Raw genomic sequence first — 20,641 nt, forward strand, 5'->3', positions numbered from 1 at the left:
GAGCCGAAGGCGAAGAAAGGATGAACAATCGATGAATGTCACTGCTAAAGGAACACAGCGTGGCGTGCTGCCAGGATTTGGCCTGACGATGGGATACAGCATTTTATACTTGAGTCTTGTAGTGCTCATCCCTCTATCGGCGCTGCTGTTCAATTCCACCGGACTGAACTTTGCGAAGTTTTGGTCGGTAGCGAGCGACCCCCGGGTCCTCGCTTCCTACCGGGTCAGTCTGACCACGGCGGCGGCGGCCGCATTTGCGGACACTCTGTTCGGTCTGCTGATGGCATGGGTGCTGGTGCGCTACCGGTTTCCGGGCAAAAGAATATTCGATGCCCTGATCGATCTGCCGTTCGCGCTGCCGACGGCGGTAGCGGGCGTATCGCTCACCGCGCTGTACTCCACTAACGGCTGGATCGGCTCACTGCTTGAGCCCCTCGGCCTCAAAGTGGCGTTTACGCCGCTGGGAATTACTTTGGCGCTGATGTTCATCGGGATTCCCTTCGTCGTACGCACCGTTCAGCCCGTTCTGGAGGATATGGAGAAGGACACGGAGGAGGCTGCGGCGACTCTGGGGGCCGGACGCTGGCGGATCTTCCGCAAGGTGCTTCTGCCGGATCTCGTTCCACCTCTGCTCACCGGTTTTGCTCTGGCCTTTGCCCGGGGGATCGGCGAGTACGGTTCGGTTGTATTCATCTCGGGTAACATGCCGATGCGGACGGAGATCGCCCCGCTGCTGATCATGTCGAAGCTGGAACAGTATGATTATGCCGGAGCGACAGCCGTGGCGCTGCTGCTTTTGCTGATTTCCTTCCTGATGCTTCTTGTAATCAATATGCTCCAGCGCTGGACCCGGAGGTCGTCGCGTTAAAGCTAATACACTGAAAATGTAAGGGAGGAATAAGGATGGCAGGAACAGTTCCGCTTCGCGCCGGACGGCGGCAGGCAGCGGCACCTTCGGCCGCTGTGAACGAATCGCCCGCGATCAAATGGCTTCTGATTGGCGCCGCCGGGCTGGTGCTGCTCTGGCTGATCGTGCTTCCGCTGGTCATTGTGCTGACTGAAGCCCTTAAGCAGGGCTGGAACGTATATTGGGAAGCGCTGAGAGATCCCGACGCGGCTTCCGCGCTGCGGATGACTCTTCTGGTAGCGGCCATTACCGTGCCGCTGAATACGGTGTTCGGCATCGCGGCCGCATGGGCGGTAGCAAAGTTCAAATTTCGCGGCAAGGGAGTACTTATTACACTTATCGATCTTCCCTTTGCCGTCTCGCCGGTTATCGGCGGTCTCGTGTTTATTCTCGTCTTCGGTGCGCGCGGCTGGTTCGGACCATGGCTTGACGCGCATGATATCAAAATCGTCTTCGCCGTTCCGGGAATCGTGCTGGCCACGCTGTTCGTCACGTTTCCGTTTGTGGCCCGCGAATTGATCCCGCTAATGGAGGACCAGGGCACTCAAGAGGAGGAAGCGGCCCTTACACTGGGCGCCCGGGGATGGCAGATCTTCCTTCGCGTGACGCTTCCCAATATTAAATGGGGCCTGCTGTACGGCATTATTCTGTGTAATGCGCGGGCGATGGGCGAGTTCGGCGCGGTATCGGTCGTGTCGGGCCATATCCGGGGGGAGACCAATACCCTTCCGTTGCATGTGGAGATTCTCTACAACGAATACCAGTTCTCGGCGTCCTTTGCGGTGGCCTCGCTGCTTCTGCTGCTGGCGCTGGTCACAATGATCTTTAAAAGTTGGCTGGAACGCAAATCCAGTCATTGACAAATAATAGGACGGCATGCTACCTTAAATCTTAGTATAGTGGTTGGAAAGCAAGGAATTATGAATGGAGCGGTAAATCCGCTGCCGAATGAAGAGGGGGCACGGTGAATGGCTAAACCGCTGAAGGTGGATGAAATTTGGCTGGAGAGAATTGCGGGACTTCTGGACAATATGGAATTCGGCTCCCTGCATATCGTGGTTCATGAGGGGCAGATCGTGCAGATGGAGCGGACGGAGCGCAAACGGTTCGAGAACGCTTCGGCACGGCACAGCGGGGAAGCCGGAAACCGGCGTTCCGACGCCCGCGCCGCGGGGGGACGAGGGTAGCTCAGCAAGTCCCCGCAAAGCATAGGGCGGGCAACCTGAATTGAATGTTTCGGAACCGACAGATAGCGGCCCCCTCCCGGGATAGGGGAGCGGGCCGCTATCTGCGATTATATGGCCTTGTTAATAACGGGGTGTGCGCCGCGACGCTGAAATGCCTTCGAACAGCAGAACCAGGGCGGTTACGGCGTGCATGATCCAACCGACGATCGGAATAAAGGCGACAATGGACGTGACGACGCCGATGACGTTGCCGACGACGGGCCCCCGCTCATTGTACAGAACGACGATGGCAACGGCATGCAGCAGAAATGCGATTCCAAGCGGCATCCAGGCATGGGCGAGTACGAATGCGCCGCCGATGATCGGAAGCGCCAGAAAAGCCTCGTAAGCGAATGTGCCCCATTTAAACAGTTTTCCCCAAGGAGACATCTCCTTCACCAACCTTTCCTTATTATTACTATTCCATAGAACGTGCAGTGATACAAGGTTACGTCCGTTGCCGTCCTCCTGAGTGGAGTTATTTTAACCGCTTGGCGAATTGGGTAATACTCGTTGAGAGTCATTAACATGCAGGAGGAACGCCATATGGATTATGAATTAATTACGATCAAGCTGGTTACCGGTTTCATCGGCTTATGGATAATGACGCGGCTGCTCGGGAAGAAGGAGATTTCTCAGCTGACCCCCTTCGATTTTGTCTCCTCGTTAATGCTTAGCGAAATTGTTGGCAATACCATTTACCAGGAGGATGCGCGTTATTTTCAACTGGTCTATGGGCTGGTGCTGTGGGGGGGATTGTCCTATTTTTTCGAAAAAGTGACGCAGCACGCCAAACGGATGCGCGCCCCGCTGGAAGGGTCAACCTCCGTCCTGATCTGCAACGGCAAAATCGACATGAACGAAATGAAGCGGAACCGGCTCGATTTCGGACAGCTGCGGATGATGCTGCGGCAGAAGGACATTTTTGCGCTGGAGGAAGTAGCGTATGCTATATTTGAGAACAACGGCTCGCTCAGCGTGATCAAGAAGCCGGATTACGAAATGCCGGGAAGGAAAGACCTGGGGATGCCGCATGTGGAGGCGTCTTTTGTCTATTCGCTCGTAGAGGCCGGAGATATTCTGGAGGACAACCTGAGGAAAATCGGAAAGGATCGGGCCTGGCTGGAAAAAGGGCTGCGGGACGAGGGATACGGGAACGTAGAAGCTTTGGCTTTTGTGGAATGGAGCAAAGACAAAGGCTTTTTTGTCATGGAGCCCTGAGAGATGGGCTTTAGATAAATTGCGATTTGGGGAAAGGAACGGGGGAGACAATGAACAAGGTAGGCAAGATCGAGATTCGCCGCGGGACACCGCCGCTTGAGGACTATTTAAGCTTAAGGGTGGAAGCGGGTTTAAGTCCGATGAGCCGGGAGGGGGCGGAGATTGGCTTACCGCGCTCGTTGTTTGCGGTAACTCTGGTAGAAAACGGTGAAACTATCGGCATGGGACGGGTGATTGGAGACGGGGGATGCTTCTTTCAAGTCACGGATATTGCCGTCAAGCCTTCCCGGCAGGGACAGGGGCTTGGAAAAGCGATCATGAAAGAAATCCGCGATTTTCTGGATACGGTGCCCGTCCCTTCCTATGTCAGTCTCATCGCAGACGGGGAAGCGGCGAAGCTGTACGCCAAGTTCGGGTTTGTGTCCGTACATCCGGGGTCGCAGGGGATGTTTTTGCGCCGCTGAAGCTTTTTCTTGTGAACAAACCGGGGCTGATGTTTGGAGTAGCCGAGTAGGTTGATGTGGGGAAGCGATAATGTTTAGAAGAGGCGAAGAAAAGCGGGGATTATATAAGATGGACTTGGAATCGTATCTCAAGTTCATTGTAGATAGACGGAAAAAGCGGAGCTAATTGGCCCCAAAGCCGAGGTTCTATGCGGATAAAAGGGAAAAGCTCCATCTAAATCTGGCAGGTGCTATGGAATTCACCCTCATGGCAGAAATTAGAATGAGTTTTTCCGTCTAATGTCTTAAAAAGGTCCCAGTTCAGAAAAATAGAGGGACATTTTCCCGTTGTTATAGTTGGATGCCCGATATGCCGCTTGATCCACGGAGGATGACTCTTGCGTTGCCCCGCATCGAATAGTGGATGAACGAGGAAGGAAAGACTGGGTATGAAAAATTTACAAAACCGAAAGAGGGAAAAGGGATATGAAAATCGTATTGTTCGGCGCATCGGGAACGATTGGCCGCGCCATTCTGGAAGAAGCACTGAAGCGGAAGCATGAGGTGACGGCGGCGGTCCGGCGGCCGGAGGCGCTGGAGATTCAGCACAACGGGCTGCTAACGCTGCCCGCTGATCTGCTGCGACCGGAAGAGGTGGCGCGGGCAGCTGGGGGCCACGAGGCAGCGATCAGCGCCTATGACCCTGAATTCGGGGCGGAGGGCGAGCTTCTTGAAGTCGCCCGCTCGCTGGTTGAAGGCCTGAAGACGGCCGGCGTGAACCGGCTAATTGTGGTTGGAGGCGCGGGGAGCCTGAAGACGGACTCGGGCGAGCGGCTGATGGATACGCCGGAGTTTCCGGAGGAAATCAGGCCGCTGGCGGCGGCTCACGCCGATGCGTATGAAATCTATGCGCAGTCCGGCCTGGAGTACACCTATGCCAGCCCAGCGGCGATGATTTCCCCGGGACGGCGAACGGGGCAGTTCCGTGTCGGGCTGGACCGCCTTGTGGTGGACGAGAACGGCAAAAGCGAGATCAGCATTCAGGATTACGCCGCCGCGGTTATCGATGAATTGGAGGAAGGGAATTTCATCGGGACGCGGTTTACGGTGGGGTATTGATACGCAGGTGGAGGGGATGAGCGGCGTCCATACCGGACTCGGCGCGAAGCTGTTCACACGTATGCCTTGGTCCACAAGCGAAAGAGTGAGGGAGCGGGTGAACGAGACGATGGCTCCTTTGGTTGATCTTGACCCCCAAGCTTCGCTGACGCGGGCTGAAGCGGCCAAGTTGCTGAATGGACTGTTATTAAACTAATCAGACAAGTCCCTCTGTACGTTCTACATTTTAGAAAGCGGGAAGCGCATGAAAAAGAGATATTCCTTAGCTATGTTGCTTTACATTCTAGTATTGGTTTTGTCGATACTATCTCTTATGGTAGGCGGGGAGAAGAGCGGCGGTGGTTTTTTCGATTTCAGTGGGCTGGCCACCGCCTTCGGCATCGGAATTGCCATAGTGGGGACGTTGCTTTTTGCGCTCTACTTGCTGCTCGTTTACACCTACAGTAGAGGGTGGAGAACATTCCTTGTTACACTTTCCGTGCTGGCTGGAATCCTGTTAATTGGCGCGACTTTGGGTATCATGAAATCGATGGTGACGCAAAACAAGAATCTCGATTTTTCTTCCGCTATCGTTCTTCAACCCGGCATCGAGCACATGGAACTGGACCATAGCCAAAGCCAAACGAGAGAAACGAAGTATACATACTTGCCGCAGCGGGATGGAGAATTGACGATCCAGTTAACTCCTGTCGGATGGGACGACCAAGTCAGAGAGATATCTGTTTACGATTCCCGTAAGAAAAAGATGATCTGGCGAAACGGGATCGTCCCGTCGCATTTGAAAATCAGCGATGCCGTGTCCGGCCAATGGATTTACGTAACTGTACAAACACGGTCAGCTTATGACGTCTACCGGATCACTATACATCAATAGCCTAGTGGGATTACAGAAGTAATCGAAAAGAGGGTGAAGTACAATTGTCATGGTCAGATGGTAGAGCAAAGAGGAGCTGTCCGGAACGGAAGAAGCGAGATATGAGTGAAGGATTACGCCGCTGACGCGGTTCACGGTGGGGTATTGACGGGGCTCAGCCGATTACGGTAAAAAATTGAGAGTTTCAGAGGACAAGGGAAGGGGAGAACGGGGAATGCATTTGGTGACGGCGGAAGAAATGCGGCGGGTCGATCGCATCACGATTGACCGGATAGGTATTCCGGCAGTGGCGCTGATGGAAAATGCCGGGCGCGCGATAGCGGAGGAGATTATCGCCTTCTGCAACCGGCGGGGCAAGGCCGGGTCGGCCGGCGCCCCGCGGCAGGGAGGCGGCGCGGCGCAGGGCAGCAGCGCGCCGCTTGATGCCGGGGCGTGGGCGGCCGGCAGCGCCCACGGAGAACCCGCCGCGCGAAGCGGCGCGCGCGGCGTTGCCTTCGCAGCGGGCGCGACGCCCCGCAGCGGCGGCCCCGGCGGCGGCCCGGCATCGCCGCCGAAGCTGGCCATCAGCGGCGATGCCGCGCTGATGGCGGACCATGCCGAGAGCGAGCATTGGCTCGTGCTCGTCGGCAAGGGCAACAACGGCGGCGACGGCCTGGTCGCCGCCCGGCACCTTCGCGAGGCGGGCATCGCCGTCTCGCTCCTGTACGCGGTCCCGCCGGAGTCGCTGACCGGCGAGGCCGCCCTGCAGCAGGGTGCCGCTGCGGCGATGGGACTGCCAGCCGCCGTGCATGGCGGGGGCTGCCCAGACTTCGCCGGGTACAGCGGCATCCTGGATGCGCTGCTGGGCACGGGCGCCGCGGGCGCGCCGCGCGGCGCCTACGCGGAGCTGATTGCCGCGGCGAACGCAAGCGGCAAGCCCATCGTGTCCGCGGATATCCCGAGCGGGCTGAACGCGGACACGGGAGAGACGCATGAGCCGTGTATTCAGGCGTCGCTTACGGTCTGCCTCGCTTTCCTCAAGCGAGGCCTCCTTCAATACCCCGGAGCGGGAGCCGCCGGCAGCGTCGTCGTCCGCTCCATCGGCATACCGGCCGGACTCGCCCGGGAAGAGGGCTTGTCCGCCTACTGGCTGACGCCCGCCGTGCTGGAAGGTGTGCTGGGCGTCGATGTCCGGCGCCGCCGCGCGCCCGACGGGCATAAGGGCACTTACGGCCATGTGCTCGTGGCCGCGGGCAGTCTCCGCATGAGCGGCGCCGGTCTGCTCGCAGCCCGCGCCTCGCTGCGGGCGGGCTGCGGGCTTGCGACCTGGGCGGTGCCGGGCAAGCTGCTGCCCCTTCTGGTCGGCGCGGCTCCCGAGCTGATGCTGGCCGATGCCGGCGGAGAAGCGGACGGTACATGGAATGCCGCGGCCGCGGAAGAGGTGCTGAAGCTGGCCAAGCAGCGGGATGTGCTGGCGATCGGTCCGGGGATCGGGCGTTTCGATGATGACAAAGCTTGGCTGAAGGCCATCTGGGAGGGCTCGGACTGTCCGCTGGTAGTGGACGCCGATGCGCTGAACATTCTGGCCGAGAGCGATTACGGGTCTTGGCGGCAGCGGCGGGCGCCCGTCATCCTGACGCCGCATCCCGGTGAAATGGCCAGACTGGCCGGTGTGCAGACGAAGGAGGTTCAGCGGGACCGGATCGGTCTGGCGCTGTCCTTCGCCCGGGAGCGGGGCGTAACGCTTGTGCTCAAGGGGGCGCATACGGTGATTGCCTCGCCGGACGGCAGGGTCTTCGTCAATACGACCGGCCATCCGGGCATGGCCACCGGCGGCGCCGGCGATTGCCTGACAGGGATTATCGCCGGACTGCTGGCCCAAGGGCTGGACGGCGCCCAGGCCGCAGCTTTCGGGGTCTATCTGCACGGTCTGGCGGGTGAAAAGGCAGCGCTTCTCCGGGACGATCCGGCGTCGGTTATCGCCTCGGATATTATCGAGGCGCTCTGAATCCAGCCACTCCGCCGCTTACGGTTCTTCCCGGTGCGGCGCACTTTAGAGCAGCTGGAGGCAGAGCAGTGGAACGAACAGGGCGAACACGGGAAGCAGCGCCGGTATGCGTTCTCCGGCAAGCTCGCTCAAGCGGAATAAGAGCAGTGCCGCTATTCCGGGAAACGCGCTCCACACCCAGGCACTTCCCTGGTCATGGGCCAGCCACAGCCCCGCGCCGAATCCGGCAAGCGCATAAATAATTAGGGCGGCAACCTTTGACCGGGTTCCCGCCAGCTTCAGCAGGCCGTCAGCCGGTAGAGAGGCGGTAAGGGCGTAGGCGTATACATTGTAGGCCGGAGCGGACAGCCAGCCTGTGCCGGTATGGGGAAACATAAAGGACAGCAGTCCCAGCAGCGTGAAGGTCAGGCCGGCGGCGGAGAGCTTGCTCAAGGCGTACATGCCGGCGGTCAGGCGGACCGACGGGACGTTTTTCGGGACAGGTTTCATAACGTTGTCTCCTTTGGAGAATTGTTCGTGATTGAGAGAGGGCGTCAGCTTGTAACCATTTCCCCTCCATTGACATGGATGCACGCTCCCGTTACATAGCTCGAATCGGAGCAGGCCAGATACACGTAAGCCCCGGCAAGCTCGTAAGGCTGGGCGGCCCGCTTCATCGGCGACTCCAGCCCGAAGACACTGACTTCTTCAGCGGAGAAGCTGGAGGGGATAAGCGGTGTCCATACCGGACCCGGCGCAACGCTGTTCACTCGGATGCCTTGGTCCACCAGCGAAAGAGCGAGAGAGCGGGTGAAGGAGACGATGGCTCCTTTGGTCGATGAGTAGTCGATCAGCTCTTTATGCCCCTGGTAGGCGGTGATCGAAGCTGTGTTGATGATGGCGGACCCTTTTTTCATATGCGGAATGGCGGCCTGGGAAAGGTAGAAGAACGGAAAAATATTCGTGCAAAACGTCTGATGCAGCTGCTCCTCTGAAATATCCAAAATGCTCTTCTGCGGATATTGAACGGCATGATTGTTCACCAGAATATCCAGCTTGCCGAATGTTCGGACTGTGCGCTCCACCGCGGCGAAGCAGTTCCTTTTAGGCCGAAGATCGCATTCGATCAGCAGACAACGTCTTCCCAACTGCTCGATGCGCTGCCGCGTCTCCTCGGCATCCGGTCTTTCCCAAAGATAAGCAATAGCGACATCCGCACCCTCCTTGGCAAAAGCGATCGCGGCCGCCTTTCCGATTCCGCTGTCTCCGCCGGTAATGAGCGCAACCTTTCCCTGCAGCTTCCCGCTTCCGCGGGACTCGGGGTCTTCGCTGATCGGCCGGGGCTGCATCAGGCTTTCGAGCCCGGGCTGGCGGTTCTGGTGCTGCGGGGGGAAGGTAAGCGGCTGCACTTCACAGACCGTTTTGTATCCGTAATAGGGATAAATGGGGTTCACTGGCGGGTTATCCTCCTTGACGTTCGCATGTACTTCCTGTGATGGTATATGTCTATGCAGCCGCCCAGAGAGGGGTGCCCGTCCGGGGAGCGATTGGCTGAACCGGCACCTTCTTGAACGCGTCTTATTTTACGGCCGCCCATGCAGGGGGACCGTCTCGGAGAGCTCCGTGCGGCATTCGATTATGGTGGGAGAGTGCGACGGCAGCAGGCGTTAGGAATGTTCGCAACCCGCCCCACTCCCTAATTCTGTTCATTCTGTATACACGGTGTAGGGTAACAAACTGAATTTCATTACGGCCCCCTCCTCTAGCGGCAACACGAATCTGGTGGCAGGGCATTACCTGCAAATCTGCAGGTTTATCAGGTTAAATGCGCGCTTGGAAGAAGGAAAGGCTACGTTTGTGCAGTTTTTAGAGCGTGCGGGGTGCCAAGCGGGAGGTCTGAGGAGAAATGCCTGCACTTTTGTAGGAATTGGGTCTAGGCAGGAGGAACTCCACGGAAAAAGATGTATAGACGCAGGAATGTCCGCAAACCGGCCCGCTAACTCATATGAAGACCTGACGCAAAATGGAGTCACTCGCCAGCATGAATTTCATTATAGCCTCCTTCTCTGGCGGCAACACGAATCTGGTGGCAGGGCATTTACCTGCAAATCTGCAGGTTTATCAGGTTAAATGCGCGCTTGGAAGAAGGAAAGGCTACATTTGTGCAGTTTTTAGAGCTTGCGGGGTGCCAAGCGGGAGGTCGGAGGAGAAATGCCTGCACTTTTGTAGGAATTGGGTCAGGGCAGGAGGAACTCTACGGAAAAAGATGTACACACGCAGGAATGTCCGCAAACCGGCCCGCCAACTTGCATGAAGACCTGGCGCGGAACGGAGACTCTCGGTAGCATGAAGATCTGGCGTGGAACGGAGACTGTCGGCAGCTTGAAGACCTGACGCGAAATGGAGGGAGGCTCTCGGCGGCACGAAGACCTGGCGCGGAAATGGAGACTGTCGGCAGCACGAAGACCTGGTGCGGAACGGAGGCTCTCGTCAGCAGCATGAAGACCTGGCAGGGAATAGAGACTCCCGGCAGCAGCACGAAGACCTGACGCAAAATGGAGTCACTCGCCAGCAGCATGAAGACCTGACGCGGAACGGAGGCTCCCGGCCGCGCAGGCGCAAAAAGCCGGGCAAGGGAATGCAATTCCCTGCCCGGCCTTTTTTACATAGAAGGAGCGGTCCGCTCCATTTATTATTGCGCGGTGATGTACAAATCCACGCCGTCGGCTTTCGTCTGCAGTCCAAACGCTTTCGAGACGAGGTCAAGGCTCACATAGGTTTTGCCGTTAACCACAACCGTTGGGGACTCGACCAGCTGCTTTGCGCCCTGCGCATCGAAGAAGAAGCTGTTGCCCGCTTTAAATGTCGCTGACTTGGCATCATATTTGAAGGTAATGGATTTGGTCGTCGCGTTGAAGCTTACGCCGGACGCCTTGGTTCCGGAGAGCACGCCCGCCAGATTGCGGATCGGAATCAGCGCCTTGCCTTTGTAATCCAGCATGTAAATATCTTGTTTTACATCGTTCACATACAGATTGAAGCCGTTGACTTCGGTAATCGTGGCGAAATTGACCTGCTTGTCGATCGCTTTGATAACCTCAACCACAAACTCGCCTGTCCAGACGCCGGCGTTTCTTCCGCTTGTCGGATTCCAGTGTTCATCATGTCTGCCTGCGTCGGACATCCCCCGGATGCCCACGAAAGGAACGTGGAAGCCGTTCGCCACTTGAGCCACGGAAGCCGTCTCCATATCCTCGGCCATCATGCCAAGCACCTCATTGGTCCACAAAATCCGGTCAACCTCATTGTTGAATTGGTCGGCGCTGCCGATCGTTCCGGCATAGACGTTCCCGTGCATGTACTTGTTTTTTACCGACATTGCGGCTTGAACCAGTTCCGGCGTGCTTTTGAACGTTTTGTATTTCATCAGGTTGTCTTCGTCATCACGCACATCGGTCGTCATCATGTTCCACGTCTCCGGCTTGCTGCCTTCACCCGCTTTTCGGGTCGGGGAGATCGTGTTGATATAGTTGATCAGCTCTTTGCCGACGACAATATCATACAGATGCGTCTTTTCATCATGGCCTCCGGCTGTTCCCTGATTAATGATGGCCCGCGGATGGAAGGTTTTAATGAGCAGCGTTGTTGCTGTGGCCGCGTTCACCATTCCCATCTCCGTCCGGCTGACAATCACCGGGATTCCGTCGATTTTGCCTATGTAGTAGCTGTACATGCCCACTTTTTGGGTTTTGTACTCGCCCATTGCTTTGAGCAGCGATTCAATTTCGACATCAAGCGCGCCCTGTACCGCGATAGGGGCTTTTTCCGCAGTCTTGGCGCTGGCCGCTGACGGATAATAGGCGAAGCCGCTGATGACCACCATACAAAATACGATTAACATTGCCGTGGCTTTTTTCACTTTTGCATTCCTCCAGTGTCATTTCATTATTAATATATTAAATATTAATATAATGAAAAAAAACGAAGGGTGTAAAGAAGAAATTTTGGTCCAGGTGAAAACAAACCGTTATAAGAAGCCTTGAGGGGCCCTGAGACACTCTGCCGATACCGAATTTTCATTGAACTGAATAGCAGATTATGTTAAAAGTGGAGAGATATGATTAGGGGGGAGAATAATGATTTACAGAGAGATGACGAAGGAAGATTACGAAGCGGCCTATTCGCTGTGGAAGAATACGAAGGGCATGGGGCTTAGCGCAGCGGATTCGCGGGAAGAGATCTCCCTCTTTCTGGAACGCAACCGGGGTCTAAGTCAGGTGTGTGAATCTCTGGAGGGCGAACTTGCCGGGACTGCGCTGTGCGGCCATGACGGGCGGCGGGGGTTTTTGTATCATGTCGCGGTCAGCGGGGAGCACCGGGGGAAGGGCATCGGGCGGAGACTGGTGTCGAACTGCCTGGAAGCTTTGCGCGCTGAGGGAATCGCCAAGTGCCATCTGATGGTAATCGGGAGCAATATGGACGGCCAGCGGTTCTGGAGCGGAATCGGCTGGGAGCTCAGGGACGGCATTCTGCTGTACTCGCAAGTTACCTGACAAAAAGCGATAAGCTGCTCATTTTCATCCCTGACCGCAGGAACGCCGCCCGGGGTAAACGCGGAAGGTTGCAGTACGGGACAAGCCGGGCGGAGGGTTCGACAAATTTCACAGTTTCTCCGCCATTGCAGTATAATTTAAGCAGGCATAGATTCAATTTCGTATTTAAATGCCGACTTGTCTGGAAGCGTAGAAGCGGCTTTCCAAGCTTGAATAGAAAGCGGAGGCTTAAGCCATGCGGTTTAAAGATGTGTTCTCCATAATCGGACCGGCGATGGTCGGGCCTTCGAGCTCCCACACGGCGGGCGCGGCCCGCATCGGCCGGGCGGCCAGGCAGCTGCTGGGCGAAATGCCGCTGAAGGCGGAGGTTATTTTTTACGGATCGTTTGCGGCAACCTATCAGGGGCACGGCACGGACCGGGCGATTGCCGGGGGACTGCTGGATTTCCCGACTGACGATTTGCGGCTTCCGGATTCCATTGAAATCGCCGAACGGGAGGGTATGGACATTTCGTTTCGGCAGGGTGCCGGATTGTTCCCGCATCCCAACACGGTACGGCTGTGTCTGTCCGGCAGCGGCCAAGGTCTGACGCTTACGGGGATTTCGATCGGGGGCGGCAACATCGAAATTATCGAAATCGACGAGTTCAGCGTCAAGCTGTCCGGGATGTATCCTACGGTCCTGATTCATCATAGGGACTATCTCGGCGTGCTGGCCAGCGTGACGGATACGATGCGCAGAGGCCGGGTCAACATCGGGCATATGTCTCTGGACCGCAAACACCGCAGCGGAGCCGCTCTGACCGTATTGGAGCTGGATGAGATGCTGGCTCCGGAGCTGCTGAGGGAGCTGGAAGCCCTGCCCGCGGTACAATCGGTGAAGCTGATCCACCTGGACGAGAGTCCAAAGGAAGAGAAAGGGAAGGGAAAGACCTCATGAATTTTCAAACGTTGAACCAGCTCGCCGATTTGGCACAGGAGCGGGCAGTGAGCATCGGCGCCTTGATGCTGGAAGAGCAGAGCGCCGAATCCGGCCGTCCCAGCGAGCGTGAATTTGCCAAAATGAAGGAATATTACGGGGTAATGAAGGAGGCCGTGCGGCGCGGGATGGAGACGGACACGACTTCGCGCAGCGGACTTACCGGGCTGGATGCCCAGCGCGTAGGCGCCTATAACGCAGGGAACGAATCCTGTCTGGGCGGACCGGCGGGGCAGGCGCTGGCCTATGCCCTGGCCGTCTCGGAGGTGAACGCCTCGATGGGACGGATCATCGCCACGCCGACAGCGGGCTCCTGCGGTATTATTCCCGGCGTATTCTTAAGCTGCCAGGAACGCTTCGGCTGGGACGACGACGTAATGACTTACGGACTGTTCGCCGCCGGCGCGATCGGCTATGTCATCGCCAATAATTCTTTTGTTTCGGGAGCGGAGGGAGGCTGCCAGGCTGAGGTCGGTTCGGCCATCGGCATGGCGGCGGGAGCGCTGACGGAGCTGCGCGGCGGCACACCGGCCCAGGCGGTGCATGCCGTGGGTCTGGCACTCAAAAATTCTCTGGGCCTCATCTGCGATCCGGTGGGCGGGCTCGTCGAGATTCCCTGCATCGTCCGCAACGGCTTCGGCGCCGTTACGGCGCTGGCAGCGGCGGATATGGCGCTGGCCGGCGTGCGAAGCGTCATTCCGTCCGACGAGGTGATCAAGGTCATGCTGGAGGTTGGAGCGGCCATGCCCGAGAAGCACCGCGAGACGGCCGGAGGAGGGCTTGCCCAGACGCCGACCGGCCGCAAAATCATGGAGGATCTGCGTCAGCAGCGCAGGCAATAAAGGCTAGAGCAGCTTGAAGCGGCGAAGCTGATCCCACTGCCCCTCCCGCTTTAGAATTTCCGGCTGCCTGGCTCCGATGAGGTCAAAGTGGGGGAACGGACGCCGGTTATGGATATATTGCGGAGGCAGATCGTTGTCCCTGCACCAGCCTTCGAGACGGTCCAGATCGCTGCAGCCCACCTTGGTTACGGTTGTTACGCCGGGGAAACGGGGATCAAGCCAGTAATGGGTCAGAAAAGCGATCTCCCCGTCCAGGACCGCCTGTTTCCAGCGGTTCAGTTCTTCTTTTTTTACGCCAAAAGCCATAGCAGTCTCATCCTTATCTTTAGTAGGTAGCTTAATTATAATCATTTCCGCCGGTTTTGCACCTGCAGGCCGGAGGGCAAACGTCGATGCGAAAGGAGGACAAGCGGCATGAACGGACAGAGCAGGGCGGATATTCGGCCGGGGCTTGAAGTGGATATCGTGCTGAAGCAGGATCAGCCCACGGGCAAGCTGACCCGGGGCACGGTCAAGGACATTTTGACAAATTCGCCCCGCCATCCCCACGGCATCAAGGTGAGGTTGACGAGCGGTCAGGTCGGAAGGGTCAAGCATATACTGGGTCCGTAATCCGGCGGCTGATTCCCACTAAATCGTGAACGCCCCATTCCGCGCAGCGCCAAGCTTGTTGATTTGGCGGCCTGCCGAAATGGGGCGTTTTCGTTTGGTGTTAACGTTAATTACCCATAAATTCGTCGACGTACTGGTCTGCTTTGGCCTGGTTGCACAGATTGCAGGCGCAGACGCAGTTCACGGGCGTCGTATGCCCTCCCTTGGCGCGGGGCAGCAGATGGTCGATCGTATCGCCGTATAAACCACAGAAATGACACGTATATCGGTCCCGGGTCAAAATATACCGGCGGAAGTCCTTGTTGCTGAACAACCGGCGAATCGTCCGGCGGTTGACCACGACGGCGGCCTTCTCCCGCACGAGCGTCACCGCGAGATCGAGGTCGATCTCCTGATGCCAGCGCCGTCCCTTGTCGCTGTAGCCCCGCATTAGAATCATTCCCTGCTTCGAGGGAATGAGCGCCGAGACGTCCTCCGGCTCGGGCTTGGGCCAGCGCCGGTGCGGATGGGTCGCCGCCTGCTCCGCCGCACGCGGGCGGGGCTTGGCCGCGCTCTCCGTCGCGGAAGCATGCGGCTTCCGCTCGGCGGCTGCCGTGCCCCGGGACCGCTTGCGCTTCCGGGGCCCCGGCGGCCGCGACTCCCCGGCGGGGCCAGGCGCGGAAGCGCCCGCCGCCGGAGCCGGCTGTGCCGCAGCCGCTGCGTCCGGCTCGGGCCGCTCCTTCGCGGCAGGCCGCGCCGGACGCGGGGCCGGCCGGGCAGCTGCGGCCGTGACGGCGCCGTCCGCAGCCCCGCGCGGGGCCTGGCCGCCGGGAGCCGCTTCAGCGGCGGCGCGGGCGGGCCGCGGAGGCCGGGCCATTGGCGGTGCTATGGCCCGGACGGTTACCGGCGCCTTGGCGAGCGCCGTCTCCTGCGGGGCGGAGGCCCGGGCCGCTTCGGCTTCGCGGAGTTTCCGGCACTCCCGGCAGGCGCCGCGGCGGGAATCCGCCTTGGAGCGTTTGCCAGTCCGCCTCCGGAATTCCGAGAGCGGTTTATACTCAAGGCAGTAAGCGCACTGTTTGGTTGAATGCTGATCAACGGAAGGAATAGGCATGCTCGAAAGCGGCCGGCCGGAGCCGCCGCCCACTGTCACCTCTTTTTTAAAATATAAGAAAGAATTGTTAAGAAGGGCGCTTATCTATTTGTCTTCTTGGACTATAAAATTCCTGAATTGGGCTCAATGATACAAGTATAACGCAAAGTACGGATAATCACACTTTTCATACGCTCCCCTGATATTGACCGGGTGTAATCGGTGTCTCATCGCAAACCGGAAGGTTTCGTTATAATGAGAGCAAAGGATGACCGCCCGTCTTGCGGGCCGCCCAATTCAAGTATGGAAGCGGGGAAAAAGGAATGAGTCAACGGGTAAACCGGACGGTGAAGCCGGGCGTGGGATCGGAAGAGAAGGAAGCGGAAAGACGGCCGCCCTCTGTGCTGTTTCTTTATGTTTTGCAGGCCTTTTTGGGCCTGGGAGCCATCGCCGGAGGGGTGATGCTCATCATCGATCCAAGCGGGAGCATGATGGGGATGCCGGCGGATATCGTGCTGAAGCGGTCGCCTTTTTCCGATTATTTATTTCCGGGTATTATCCTGCTGGCGGTGTTCGGATTATTTCCGTTTCTTGTGCTGTATGGTATGGTCAAAAAACCGCGCTGGGCATGGGCCGACACCCTTACTCCCTTTAAAGAGCTGCATTCCTCCTGGGCGCTATCCTTATATGTGGGATTTGGCCAGATAATCTGGATCATGGTGGAGACGTACATTATGAACTCGGTCAGCCTCGTGCATGTATTTTATATGAGCCTTGGGCTGCTCATTCAGATTGTGACGCTTCTTCCTTCCGTGCAGCGGTTTTTTCTGCTGCCTCCCGGGCGGGGAAGCCATTTGCCGGATCGGGAGGCAGGCAGCTACAAGGTAAACCTGTGATAGACGGGTCTAACGTATAACGCACAGCTATAGATACGATTGGAGATTGTTTTATGGAAGAAATCAAAGGGAATTTAATCACCGTACGGACCCTGGCGGAGGATTTCCGGCGTCTTGGCCTGCGCGAAGGGATGACGGTGCTGCTGCATTCTTCGTTCAAATCGCTGGGTAAATGGGTGGCGGGCGGGCCCGTCGCCGTGATTCTGGCGCTGGAGGAAGCGCTGGGCGAAGACGGAACGCTCATCATGCCGACACATTCGACCGATCTCACCGATCCTTCGGGCTGGATCAATCCCCCGGTTCCGAAGGAGTGGTGGGATTCGATCCGGGAGGAGATGCCGCCCTACGATCCCGGGTTGACGCTTCCGCGCGGGATGGGCGTTATACCGGAAACGTTTCGCAAGCAGACGAGGGTGCGGCGCAGCGGGCATCCGCTCTATTCCTTCGCCGGCTGGGGCAAGCATGCCGATACGGTTACCGCCGGACATGAACTGCCCTACGGTCTGGGAGACGGATCGCCGCTTGGGCGTCTATACGATCTGGATGGGATGGTGCTGCTGCTCGGTGTAGGGCATTTAAACAACACCTCCATGCATCTTGCAGAGTACCGTGCCGCTTACCGTGGAAAAAAAGAAGTTGAAGCCGGCGCCCCGATCACCGAGAACGGGACGAGAAGATGGGCGCGGTTTCCCGATCTGGAATGGAACTCGGATGATTTCGGCCGCATCGGCGAGGACTTTGAACGGGAAACCGGGCTGGTCCGTCAGGGCCTGGTCGCGGCAGCGCCTGCCAAGCTGATGTCCCAGCGGGCCGTTGTGGATTATGCCGTACGGTGGCTTGAACAGCGGCGTTAGGCGTTTTCGGCTGCTGAGGCCGACAATCCGCATGGCAAAAGGTCCAACCGGCTATTCCCGGTTGGACCTTTTTTTCAGTGTTAGGCAAGCCGGCGGCGCCCGTCCCGGCCCCGATCATCCCGAACGGATCCCTGGAATGGGGCGGTAACCGCCATGGGCCGCCTAACCTCGCGCGCCGTCTTACAGCGCCGTCTGCGGCGCGGGAATAACCTCCCGCCCGTCCATATACTTCCGCAAAGCCTGCGGAATATAAATCGAGCCGTCCTCCCGCTGGTGGTTCTCCAGCAGCGGGATAAGGATGCGCGGCGTGGCCGCCGCCGTATTGTTCAGCGTGTGGCAGTATCGCGCCCTGCCGCCCGCGTCCCGGTAGCGGATATTCGAGCGGCGGGCCTGGAAATCCAGTAGATTCGACGCCGAGTGCGTCTCTCCGTAGGCGCTGCGCCCCGGCATCCACGTCTCGATGTCGTACTGCTTGTGCGTCTTCAGCGACATGTCGCCGGTGCAGACGGCCACGACGCGGTAGGGCAGCTCCAGCAGCTGCAAAATATGCTCGGCGTTCGCCAAAATCTCCTGCAGCATGCGCTCCGAAACCTCCGGGTCGTTCTCGCACAGGACAACCTGCTCGATCTTCGAGAACTGGTGCACGCGGTACAGCCCGCGCACGTCACGTCCCGCCGAGCCGACCTCGCGCCGGAAGCAGGGCGATATCCCGGCCAGTCTCATCGGCTCCGTCAAGTCAACGATTTCGTCGCTGTACAGCGAGACAAGCGGTACCTCCGAGGTGCCCGCAAGCCAGCGGTTCTCGCCGCTCAGCTCATAGGTCTGGTCCATCCCGCTGGGGAAGAAGCCCGTGCGTTCAAGCGTCTCCGGGCGGACGATTGCCGGTACGTCCATAACCGTGAACCCTCTGGCGGTCAGTACATCAAGCGCGAGCCGCTGCACGGCGAGATGCAGATATACCCCGGTTCCCTTGAGCGTATAGCTGCGGGGCCCGCCCGCCTTGACGCCGCGCGGAATGTCAATAATGTCATGCAGCTCGCCAAGCTCCACATGATCCCGGGGCTCAAAGCCGAAGGCCGGAAGCTCCCCGAAGCGCCGGACCTCCACATTGTCCTTGTCGCTCTCGCCGATCGGCGTATCTTTCGACACGGGATTTGGAGCCAGGAGCATTAGCTCCCGGCATTTGGTCTCCGCTTCAGCCAGCCGCGGTTCCAGATCAGCCAACCTTCCGCCGATCTCCCTTACCTGTTCCTTGGCCGCTTCACCCTCCGCAAGCTTCCCCTGCCGCAGCAGCGACTCCACTTCCTTGGTCAGCGCATTGCGCCGCGTCCGGAGATCTTCCGTCTCCCGGCGCCGCTCGCGCCGGCGGTCATCCCATTCCAGCAGCTCACCTAGCGGAAAATCAACCTTTTTCCACTTGGCCGTCTGTCTGACAAGCTCCGCATTTTCCCTGATCCAACCCATGTCCAGCATAACCGTTCGCTCCTTTTTGTAAAAAAATACAAAAAACGCCCTCATCCATGGGACGAGGAGCGTCAGCTCGCGGTGCCACCCAGGTTGACCGAATCCTAGCCTAAATCGGCATGTATTCGATCCTCTTTGGTCTTCGCGGTAACGGGCGAAACCCGGTAAACTTAGAGAGCGGTCATGATGCCGCCCCGGTCGCAAACGCCTCGCGGTTGGATGCCGGTCATTAGCCTGATCGGGATGTGATGTTGCCGTTTAGTATAGCGCAGGGAGAAGCCGATGGCAAGAAGGGAGGAGCGGAAGTATTGGCTCGTCCGTACAGAAGGCTTGGTAAAATGAGCGGATGACCAATACAGATTCCTATGTTCAATCTGATGCGTTATGTTCGATCTGATGCGTTAGGGCATGTTTGCTTGGAACTGCCCGTCTGGCTGGCAAAACGGCTCAAGTGCAGTTTTTTTCCATCAAAAGCGTCGGTTATCATGAAGTTCCTGAGATTATGCAGGAATTTCAACTGTGTGGAATGAATTTGAGGTTGAACAAGCCCCAAAACTGCACATTTACAGGCGCTTTACCCGTGGCTGCTTCAAATGGAAAAAAAGATGCACTATTTCAGGTTTTCTGCCCTACCCTGCTCACCCGCGTCTCATTGAAGTTCGTATCGCATGTTTAGTTTGCCCGCCGCTCCGGCTGAAGCCATCAACCCTTCTTTCTTGCGGGGTGCTATTCCAGAAGAGGTTTGTCGAATTCGAACAGCCGTGCAGTAATTGATGCTTAAAGGAGCCTCTCGTCAAGGTCTCGTTATTTGCCGACGCTTTTCAAGCTTGAGAGCCCGTCCGCGTTGACATGGGCAGGTCCCCTTTGTTACGATAATTAAAATTTAAGTATTATTGTCGGAAGTACGGGCCGGCTAAAGCCCGAGCAGACAGAAGAGGTGGAAAAGTGGCCAAGATTGTGATAATCAACGGGACGCCGTCCCTTGTATCGCGCATCAATGCGGTGATTGAGCACGCCGAGCATGCGCTTCTGGGCAAAGGATTTGAAGCCAGCCGGATCAATGTGGCGGAACTGCCGCCGGAGGATCTGATTCATACGAAGTTTGAGAGCGAAGCGATCGTCAAGGCGAACGGGCTTGTAGCCGAAGCGGATGCGCTCGTCATTGTCAGTCCGGTGTATAAGGCATCCTATACCGGTGTGCTCAAGACGTTCCTCGATCTCATTCCCCAGAAAGGCCTTGCCGGCAAAATCGTGCTCCCGCTCTTCATGGGCGGCAGTCTGGCGCATCTGCTGACGATCGACTATGCGCTGAAGCCGGTGCTGTCCGTGCTCGGCGCGCGCCACATTCTGGGCGGCGTATACGCCGTCGATTCCCAGGTCGTGCGGAACGATCAGGGCGTGGTGGAGATCGCGGAAGAGCTGCAGCTGCGGCTGAACAATGCGCTGGAGGAATTTGCAGAAGAGACGGAGCTGAAAGCGGCGCGCAAGGCGCAGGGCTAACCGGCTTGAACGAGGGGCCCGTGCCGGAAGCGACCGCTCCATTTCTAACAGGTAGAGACATCCCGAAAGGGGTGTCTTTATTTTTTTATATACTACTTAATTCATTGACTCCAAAA

At 57.8% G+C, this 20,641-nt stretch carries 22 protein-coding genes and 1 pseudogene; 15 read left to right on the forward strand and 8 right to left on the reverse strand.

Features of this window, described 5'->3' with window-relative positions; all coding sequences use genetic code 11:
- Positions 1 to 31: 31 nt before the first annotated feature.
- From cysT to PSAB_RS01785, 3 genes are all read left to right on the forward strand, one after another.
- Positions 32 to 868 carry a sulfate ABC transporter permease subunit CysT gene (gene cysT / locus PSAB_RS01775; protein WP_025332875.1) on the forward strand — a complete coding sequence of 279 codons (837 nt, stop codon included), beginning with the start codon at positions 32 to 34 and terminating at the stop codon, positions 866 to 868.
- A 35-nt stretch (positions 869 to 903) separates the two neighbouring features.
- Positions 904 to 1,767 carry a sulfate ABC transporter permease subunit CysW gene (gene cysW / locus PSAB_RS01780; protein ID WP_025332876.1) on the forward strand — a complete coding sequence of 288 codons (864 nt, stop codon included), beginning with the start codon at positions 904 to 906 and terminating at the stop codon, positions 1,765 to 1,767.
- A 108-nt stretch (positions 1,768 to 1,875) separates the two neighbouring features.
- Complete coding sequence (locus PSAB_RS01785; protein ID WP_025332877.1) at positions 1,876 to 2,094, forward strand: YezD family protein; 219 nt, start codon at positions 1,876 to 1,878, stop codon at positions 2,092 to 2,094.
- A gap of 120 nt (positions 2,095 to 2,214) precedes the next feature.
- Here PSAB_RS01785 and PSAB_RS01790 read toward each other — a convergent pair whose 3' ends face one another.
- A complete protein-coding gene (locus PSAB_RS01790) occupies positions 2,215 to 2,523 on the reverse strand; it encodes a hypothetical protein (protein WP_025332878.1) in 309 nt (102 codons plus the stop codon).
- 156 nt (positions 2,524 to 2,679) lie between these two features.
- Here PSAB_RS01790 and PSAB_RS01795 point away from each other — a divergent pair, with 156 nt between their 5' ends.
- The 3 genes from PSAB_RS01795 to PSAB_RS01805 all read left to right on the forward strand — a co-directional run bounded on the left by PSAB_RS01795 (position 2,680) and on the right by PSAB_RS01805 (position 4,916).
- Positions 2,680 to 3,354 (forward strand): DUF421 domain-containing protein, encoded by a 675-nt coding sequence (locus PSAB_RS01795; RefSeq protein ID WP_025332879.1) that lies wholly within the window; start codon positions 2,680 to 2,682, stop codon positions 3,352 to 3,354.
- Between the two features lie 50 nt (positions 3,355 to 3,404).
- Positions 3,405 to 3,818, forward strand: coding sequence for a GNAT family N-acetyltransferase (locus PSAB_RS01800; RefSeq protein ID WP_025332880.1), 414 nt, complete (start codon positions 3,405 to 3,407; stop codon positions 3,816 to 3,818).
- A 465-nt stretch (positions 3,819 to 4,283) separates the two neighbouring features.
- A complete protein-coding gene (locus PSAB_RS01805) occupies positions 4,284 to 4,916 on the forward strand; it encodes an NAD(P)-dependent oxidoreductase (RefSeq protein ID WP_025332881.1) in 633 nt (210 codons plus the stop codon).
- Positions 4,917 to 4,922: 6 nt separating this feature from the next.
- On the opposite strand, the pseudogene PSAB_RS25285 reads toward PSAB_RS01805, so the two are convergent.
- Positions 4,923 to 5,042, reverse strand: a pseudogene (locus tag PSAB_RS25285) (SDR family oxidoreductase); the annotation flags it as partial.
- A 118-nt stretch (positions 5,043 to 5,160) separates the two neighbouring features.
- Here PSAB_RS25285 and PSAB_RS01815 point away from each other — a divergent pair.
- Positions 5,161 to 5,790, forward strand: coding sequence for a hypothetical protein (locus tag PSAB_RS01815; RefSeq protein WP_158442546.1), 630 nt, complete (start codon positions 5,161 to 5,163; stop codon positions 5,788 to 5,790).
- A gap of 214 nt (positions 5,791 to 6,004) precedes the next feature.
- The gene (locus PSAB_RS01820; RefSeq protein ID WP_025332884.1) at positions 6,005 to 7,777 is read left to right on the forward strand and encodes a bifunctional ADP-dependent NAD(P)H-hydrate dehydratase/NAD(P)H-hydrate epimerase; all 1,773 of its coding nucleotides are present in this window, start codon (positions 6,005 to 6,007) and stop codon (positions 7,775 to 7,777) included.
- Positions 7,778 to 7,822: 45 nt separating this feature from the next.
- On the opposite strand, the gene PSAB_RS24385 is transcribed toward PSAB_RS01820, so the two are convergent.
- The 3 genes from PSAB_RS24385 to PSAB_RS01835 all read right to left on the reverse strand — a co-directional run bounded on the left by PSAB_RS24385 (position 7,823) and on the right by PSAB_RS01835 (position 11,675).
- On the reverse strand, positions 7,823 to 8,266 hold the full coding sequence (locus PSAB_RS24385; protein ID WP_025332885.1) for a hypothetical protein: 444 nt from the start codon (positions 8,264 to 8,266) through the stop codon (positions 7,823 to 7,825).
- A 44-nt stretch (positions 8,267 to 8,310) separates the two neighbouring features.
- Complete coding sequence (locus PSAB_RS01830; protein WP_025332886.1) at positions 8,311 to 9,210, reverse strand: SDR family oxidoreductase; 900 nt, start codon at positions 9,208 to 9,210, stop codon at positions 8,311 to 8,313.
- A gap of 1,238 nt (positions 9,211 to 10,448) precedes the next feature.
- Positions 10,449 to 11,675, reverse strand: coding sequence for a phosphorylase family protein (locus PSAB_RS01835; RefSeq protein ID WP_051529700.1), 1,227 nt, complete (start codon positions 11,673 to 11,675; stop codon positions 10,449 to 10,451).
- 217 nt (positions 11,676 to 11,892) lie between these two features.
- Here PSAB_RS01835 and PSAB_RS01840 point away from each other — a divergent pair, with 217 nt between their 5' ends.
- From PSAB_RS01840 to sdaAA, 3 genes are all read left to right on the forward strand, one after another.
- Positions 11,893 to 12,309 carry a GNAT family N-acetyltransferase gene (locus tag PSAB_RS01840; protein WP_025332888.1) on the forward strand — a complete coding sequence of 139 codons (417 nt, stop codon included), beginning with the start codon at positions 11,893 to 11,895 and terminating at the stop codon, positions 12,307 to 12,309.
- A gap of 235 nt (positions 12,310 to 12,544) precedes the next feature.
- Positions 12,545 to 13,249 carry an L-serine ammonia-lyase, iron-sulfur-dependent subunit beta gene (gene sdaAB / locus PSAB_RS01845; RefSeq protein WP_025332889.1) on the forward strand — a complete coding sequence of 235 codons (705 nt, stop codon included), beginning with the start codon at positions 12,545 to 12,547 and terminating at the stop codon, positions 13,247 to 13,249.
- Positions 13,246 to 14,130 (forward strand): L-serine ammonia-lyase, iron-sulfur-dependent, subunit alpha, encoded by an 885-nt coding sequence (gene sdaAA / locus PSAB_RS01850; protein ID WP_025332890.1) that lies wholly within the window; start codon positions 13,246 to 13,248, stop codon positions 14,128 to 14,130. The genes sdaAB and sdaAA overlap by 4 nt, the downstream gene beginning before the upstream one ends.
- A 3-nt stretch (positions 14,131 to 14,133) precedes the next feature.
- On the opposite strand, the gene PSAB_RS01855 is transcribed toward sdaAA, so the two are convergent.
- Positions 14,134 to 14,436: a hypothetical protein gene (locus tag PSAB_RS01855; protein WP_025332891.1), complete on the reverse strand. Its 303-nt coding sequence runs from the start codon at positions 14,434 to 14,436 to the stop codon at positions 14,134 to 14,136.
- Positions 14,437 to 14,544: 108 nt separating this feature from the next.
- Between PSAB_RS01855 and PSAB_RS01860 the strand changes: the two genes are divergently transcribed.
- Positions 14,545 to 14,742: a YwbE family protein gene (locus PSAB_RS01860; protein WP_025332892.1), complete on the forward strand. Its 198-nt coding sequence runs from the start codon at positions 14,545 to 14,547 to the stop codon at positions 14,740 to 14,742.
- Between the two features lie 106 nt (positions 14,743 to 14,848).
- On the opposite strand, the gene PSAB_RS26020 is transcribed toward PSAB_RS01860, so the two are convergent.
- On the reverse strand, positions 14,849 to 15,865 hold the full coding sequence (locus PSAB_RS26020; RefSeq protein ID WP_226991750.1) for an HNH endonuclease: 1,017 nt from the start codon (positions 15,863 to 15,865) through the stop codon (positions 14,849 to 14,851).
- Between the two features lie 269 nt (positions 15,866 to 16,134).
- Between PSAB_RS26020 and PSAB_RS01870 the strand changes: the two genes are divergently transcribed.
- Together PSAB_RS01870 and PSAB_RS01875 are read left to right on the forward strand one after the other, a co-directional pair.
- Positions 16,135 to 16,707, forward strand: coding sequence for a hypothetical protein (locus PSAB_RS01870; protein WP_226991751.1), 573 nt, complete (start codon positions 16,135 to 16,137; stop codon positions 16,705 to 16,707).
- A gap of 53 nt (positions 16,708 to 16,760) precedes the next feature.
- Complete coding sequence (locus PSAB_RS01875; protein ID WP_025332894.1) at positions 16,761 to 17,561, forward strand: AAC(3) family N-acetyltransferase; 801 nt, start codon at positions 16,761 to 16,763, stop codon at positions 17,559 to 17,561.
- A gap of 180 nt (positions 17,562 to 17,741) precedes the next feature.
- Here PSAB_RS01875 and serS read toward each other — a convergent pair whose 3' ends face one another.
- The gene (gene serS, locus PSAB_RS01880) at positions 17,742 to 19,034 is read right to left on the reverse strand and encodes a serine--tRNA ligase (protein WP_025332895.1); all 1,293 of its coding nucleotides are present in this window, start codon (positions 19,032 to 19,034) and stop codon (positions 17,742 to 17,744) included.
- Between the two features lie 936 nt (positions 19,035 to 19,970).
- Between serS and ssuE the strand changes: the two genes are divergently transcribed.
- On the forward strand, positions 19,971 to 20,525 hold the full coding sequence (ssuE, locus tag PSAB_RS01885; RefSeq protein WP_025332896.1) for an NADPH-dependent FMN reductase: 555 nt from the start codon (positions 19,971 to 19,973) through the stop codon (positions 20,523 to 20,525).
- Positions 20,526 to 20,641 lie beyond the last annotated feature (116 nt).

The sequence above is a fragment of the Paenibacillus sabinae T27 genome (assembly GCF_000612505.1).
GTDB classification, from domain to species: domain Bacteria; phylum Bacillota; class Bacilli; order Paenibacillales; family Paenibacillaceae; genus Paenibacillus_AQ; species Paenibacillus_AQ sabinae.

Excerpts from the sequence above, each read along its gene's own strand:
- PSAB_RS01785 (WP_025332877.1), top strand. The coding sequence starts at position 1,876 with ATGGCTAAACCGCTGAAGGTGGATGAAATTTGGCTGGAGAGAATTGCG.
- PSAB_RS01855 (WP_025332891.1), bottom strand. The coding sequence starts at position 14,436 with ATGGCTTTTGGCGTAAAAAAAGAAGAACTGAACCGCTGGAAACAGGCG.
- PSAB_RS01860 (WP_025332892.1), top strand. The coding sequence starts at position 14,545 with ATGAACGGACAGAGCAGGGCGGATATTCGGCCGGGGCTTGAAGTGGAT.
- sdaAB (WP_025332889.1), top strand. The coding sequence starts at position 12,545 with ATGCGGTTTAAAGATGTGTTCTCCATAATCGGACCGGCGATGGTCGGG.
- sdaAA (WP_025332890.1), top strand. The coding sequence starts at position 13,246 with ATGAATTTTCAAACGTTGAACCAGCTCGCCGATTTGGCACAGGAGCGG.
- PSAB_RS01815 (WP_158442546.1), top strand. The coding sequence starts at position 5,161 with ATGAAAAAGAGATATTCCTTAGCTATGTTGCTTTACATTCTAGTATTG.
- cysT (WP_025332875.1), top strand. The coding sequence starts at position 32 with ATGAATGTCACTGCTAAAGGAACACAGCGTGGCGTGCTGCCAGGATTT.
- PSAB_RS01870 (WP_226991751.1), top strand. The coding sequence starts at position 16,135 with ATGAGTCAACGGGTAAACCGGACGGTGAAGCCGGGCGTGGGATCGGAA.
- PSAB_RS01820 (WP_025332884.1), top strand. The coding sequence starts at position 6,005 with ATGCATTTGGTGACGGCGGAAGAAATGCGGCGGGTCGATCGCATCACG.
- PSAB_RS01805 (WP_025332881.1), top strand. The coding sequence starts at position 4,284 with ATGAAAATCGTATTGTTCGGCGCATCGGGAACGATTGGCCGCGCCATT.
- PSAB_RS01800 (WP_025332880.1), top strand. The coding sequence starts at position 3,405 with ATGAACAAGGTAGGCAAGATCGAGATTCGCCGCGGGACACCGCCGCTT.
- cysW (WP_025332876.1), top strand. The coding sequence starts at position 904 with ATGGCAGGAACAGTTCCGCTTCGCGCCGGACGGCGGCAGGCAGCGGCA.
- PSAB_RS01875 (WP_025332894.1), top strand. The coding sequence starts at position 16,761 with ATGGAAGAAATCAAAGGGAATTTAATCACCGTACGGACCCTGGCGGAG.
- PSAB_RS24385 (WP_025332885.1), bottom strand. The coding sequence starts at position 8,266 with ATGAAACCTGTCCCGAAAAACGTCCCGTCGGTCCGCCTGACCGCCGGC.
- serS (WP_025332895.1), bottom strand. The coding sequence starts at position 19,034 with ATGCTGGACATGGGTTGGATCAGGGAAAATGCGGAGCTTGTCAGACAG.
- PSAB_RS01840 (WP_025332888.1), top strand. The coding sequence starts at position 11,893 with ATGATTTACAGAGAGATGACGAAGGAAGATTACGAAGCGGCCTATTCG.
- PSAB_RS01790 (WP_025332878.1), bottom strand. The coding sequence starts at position 2,523 with ATGTCTCCTTGGGGAAAACTGTTTAAATGGGGCACATTCGCTTACGAG.
- PSAB_RS01795 (WP_025332879.1), top strand. The coding sequence starts at position 2,680 with ATGGATTATGAATTAATTACGATCAAGCTGGTTACCGGTTTCATCGGC.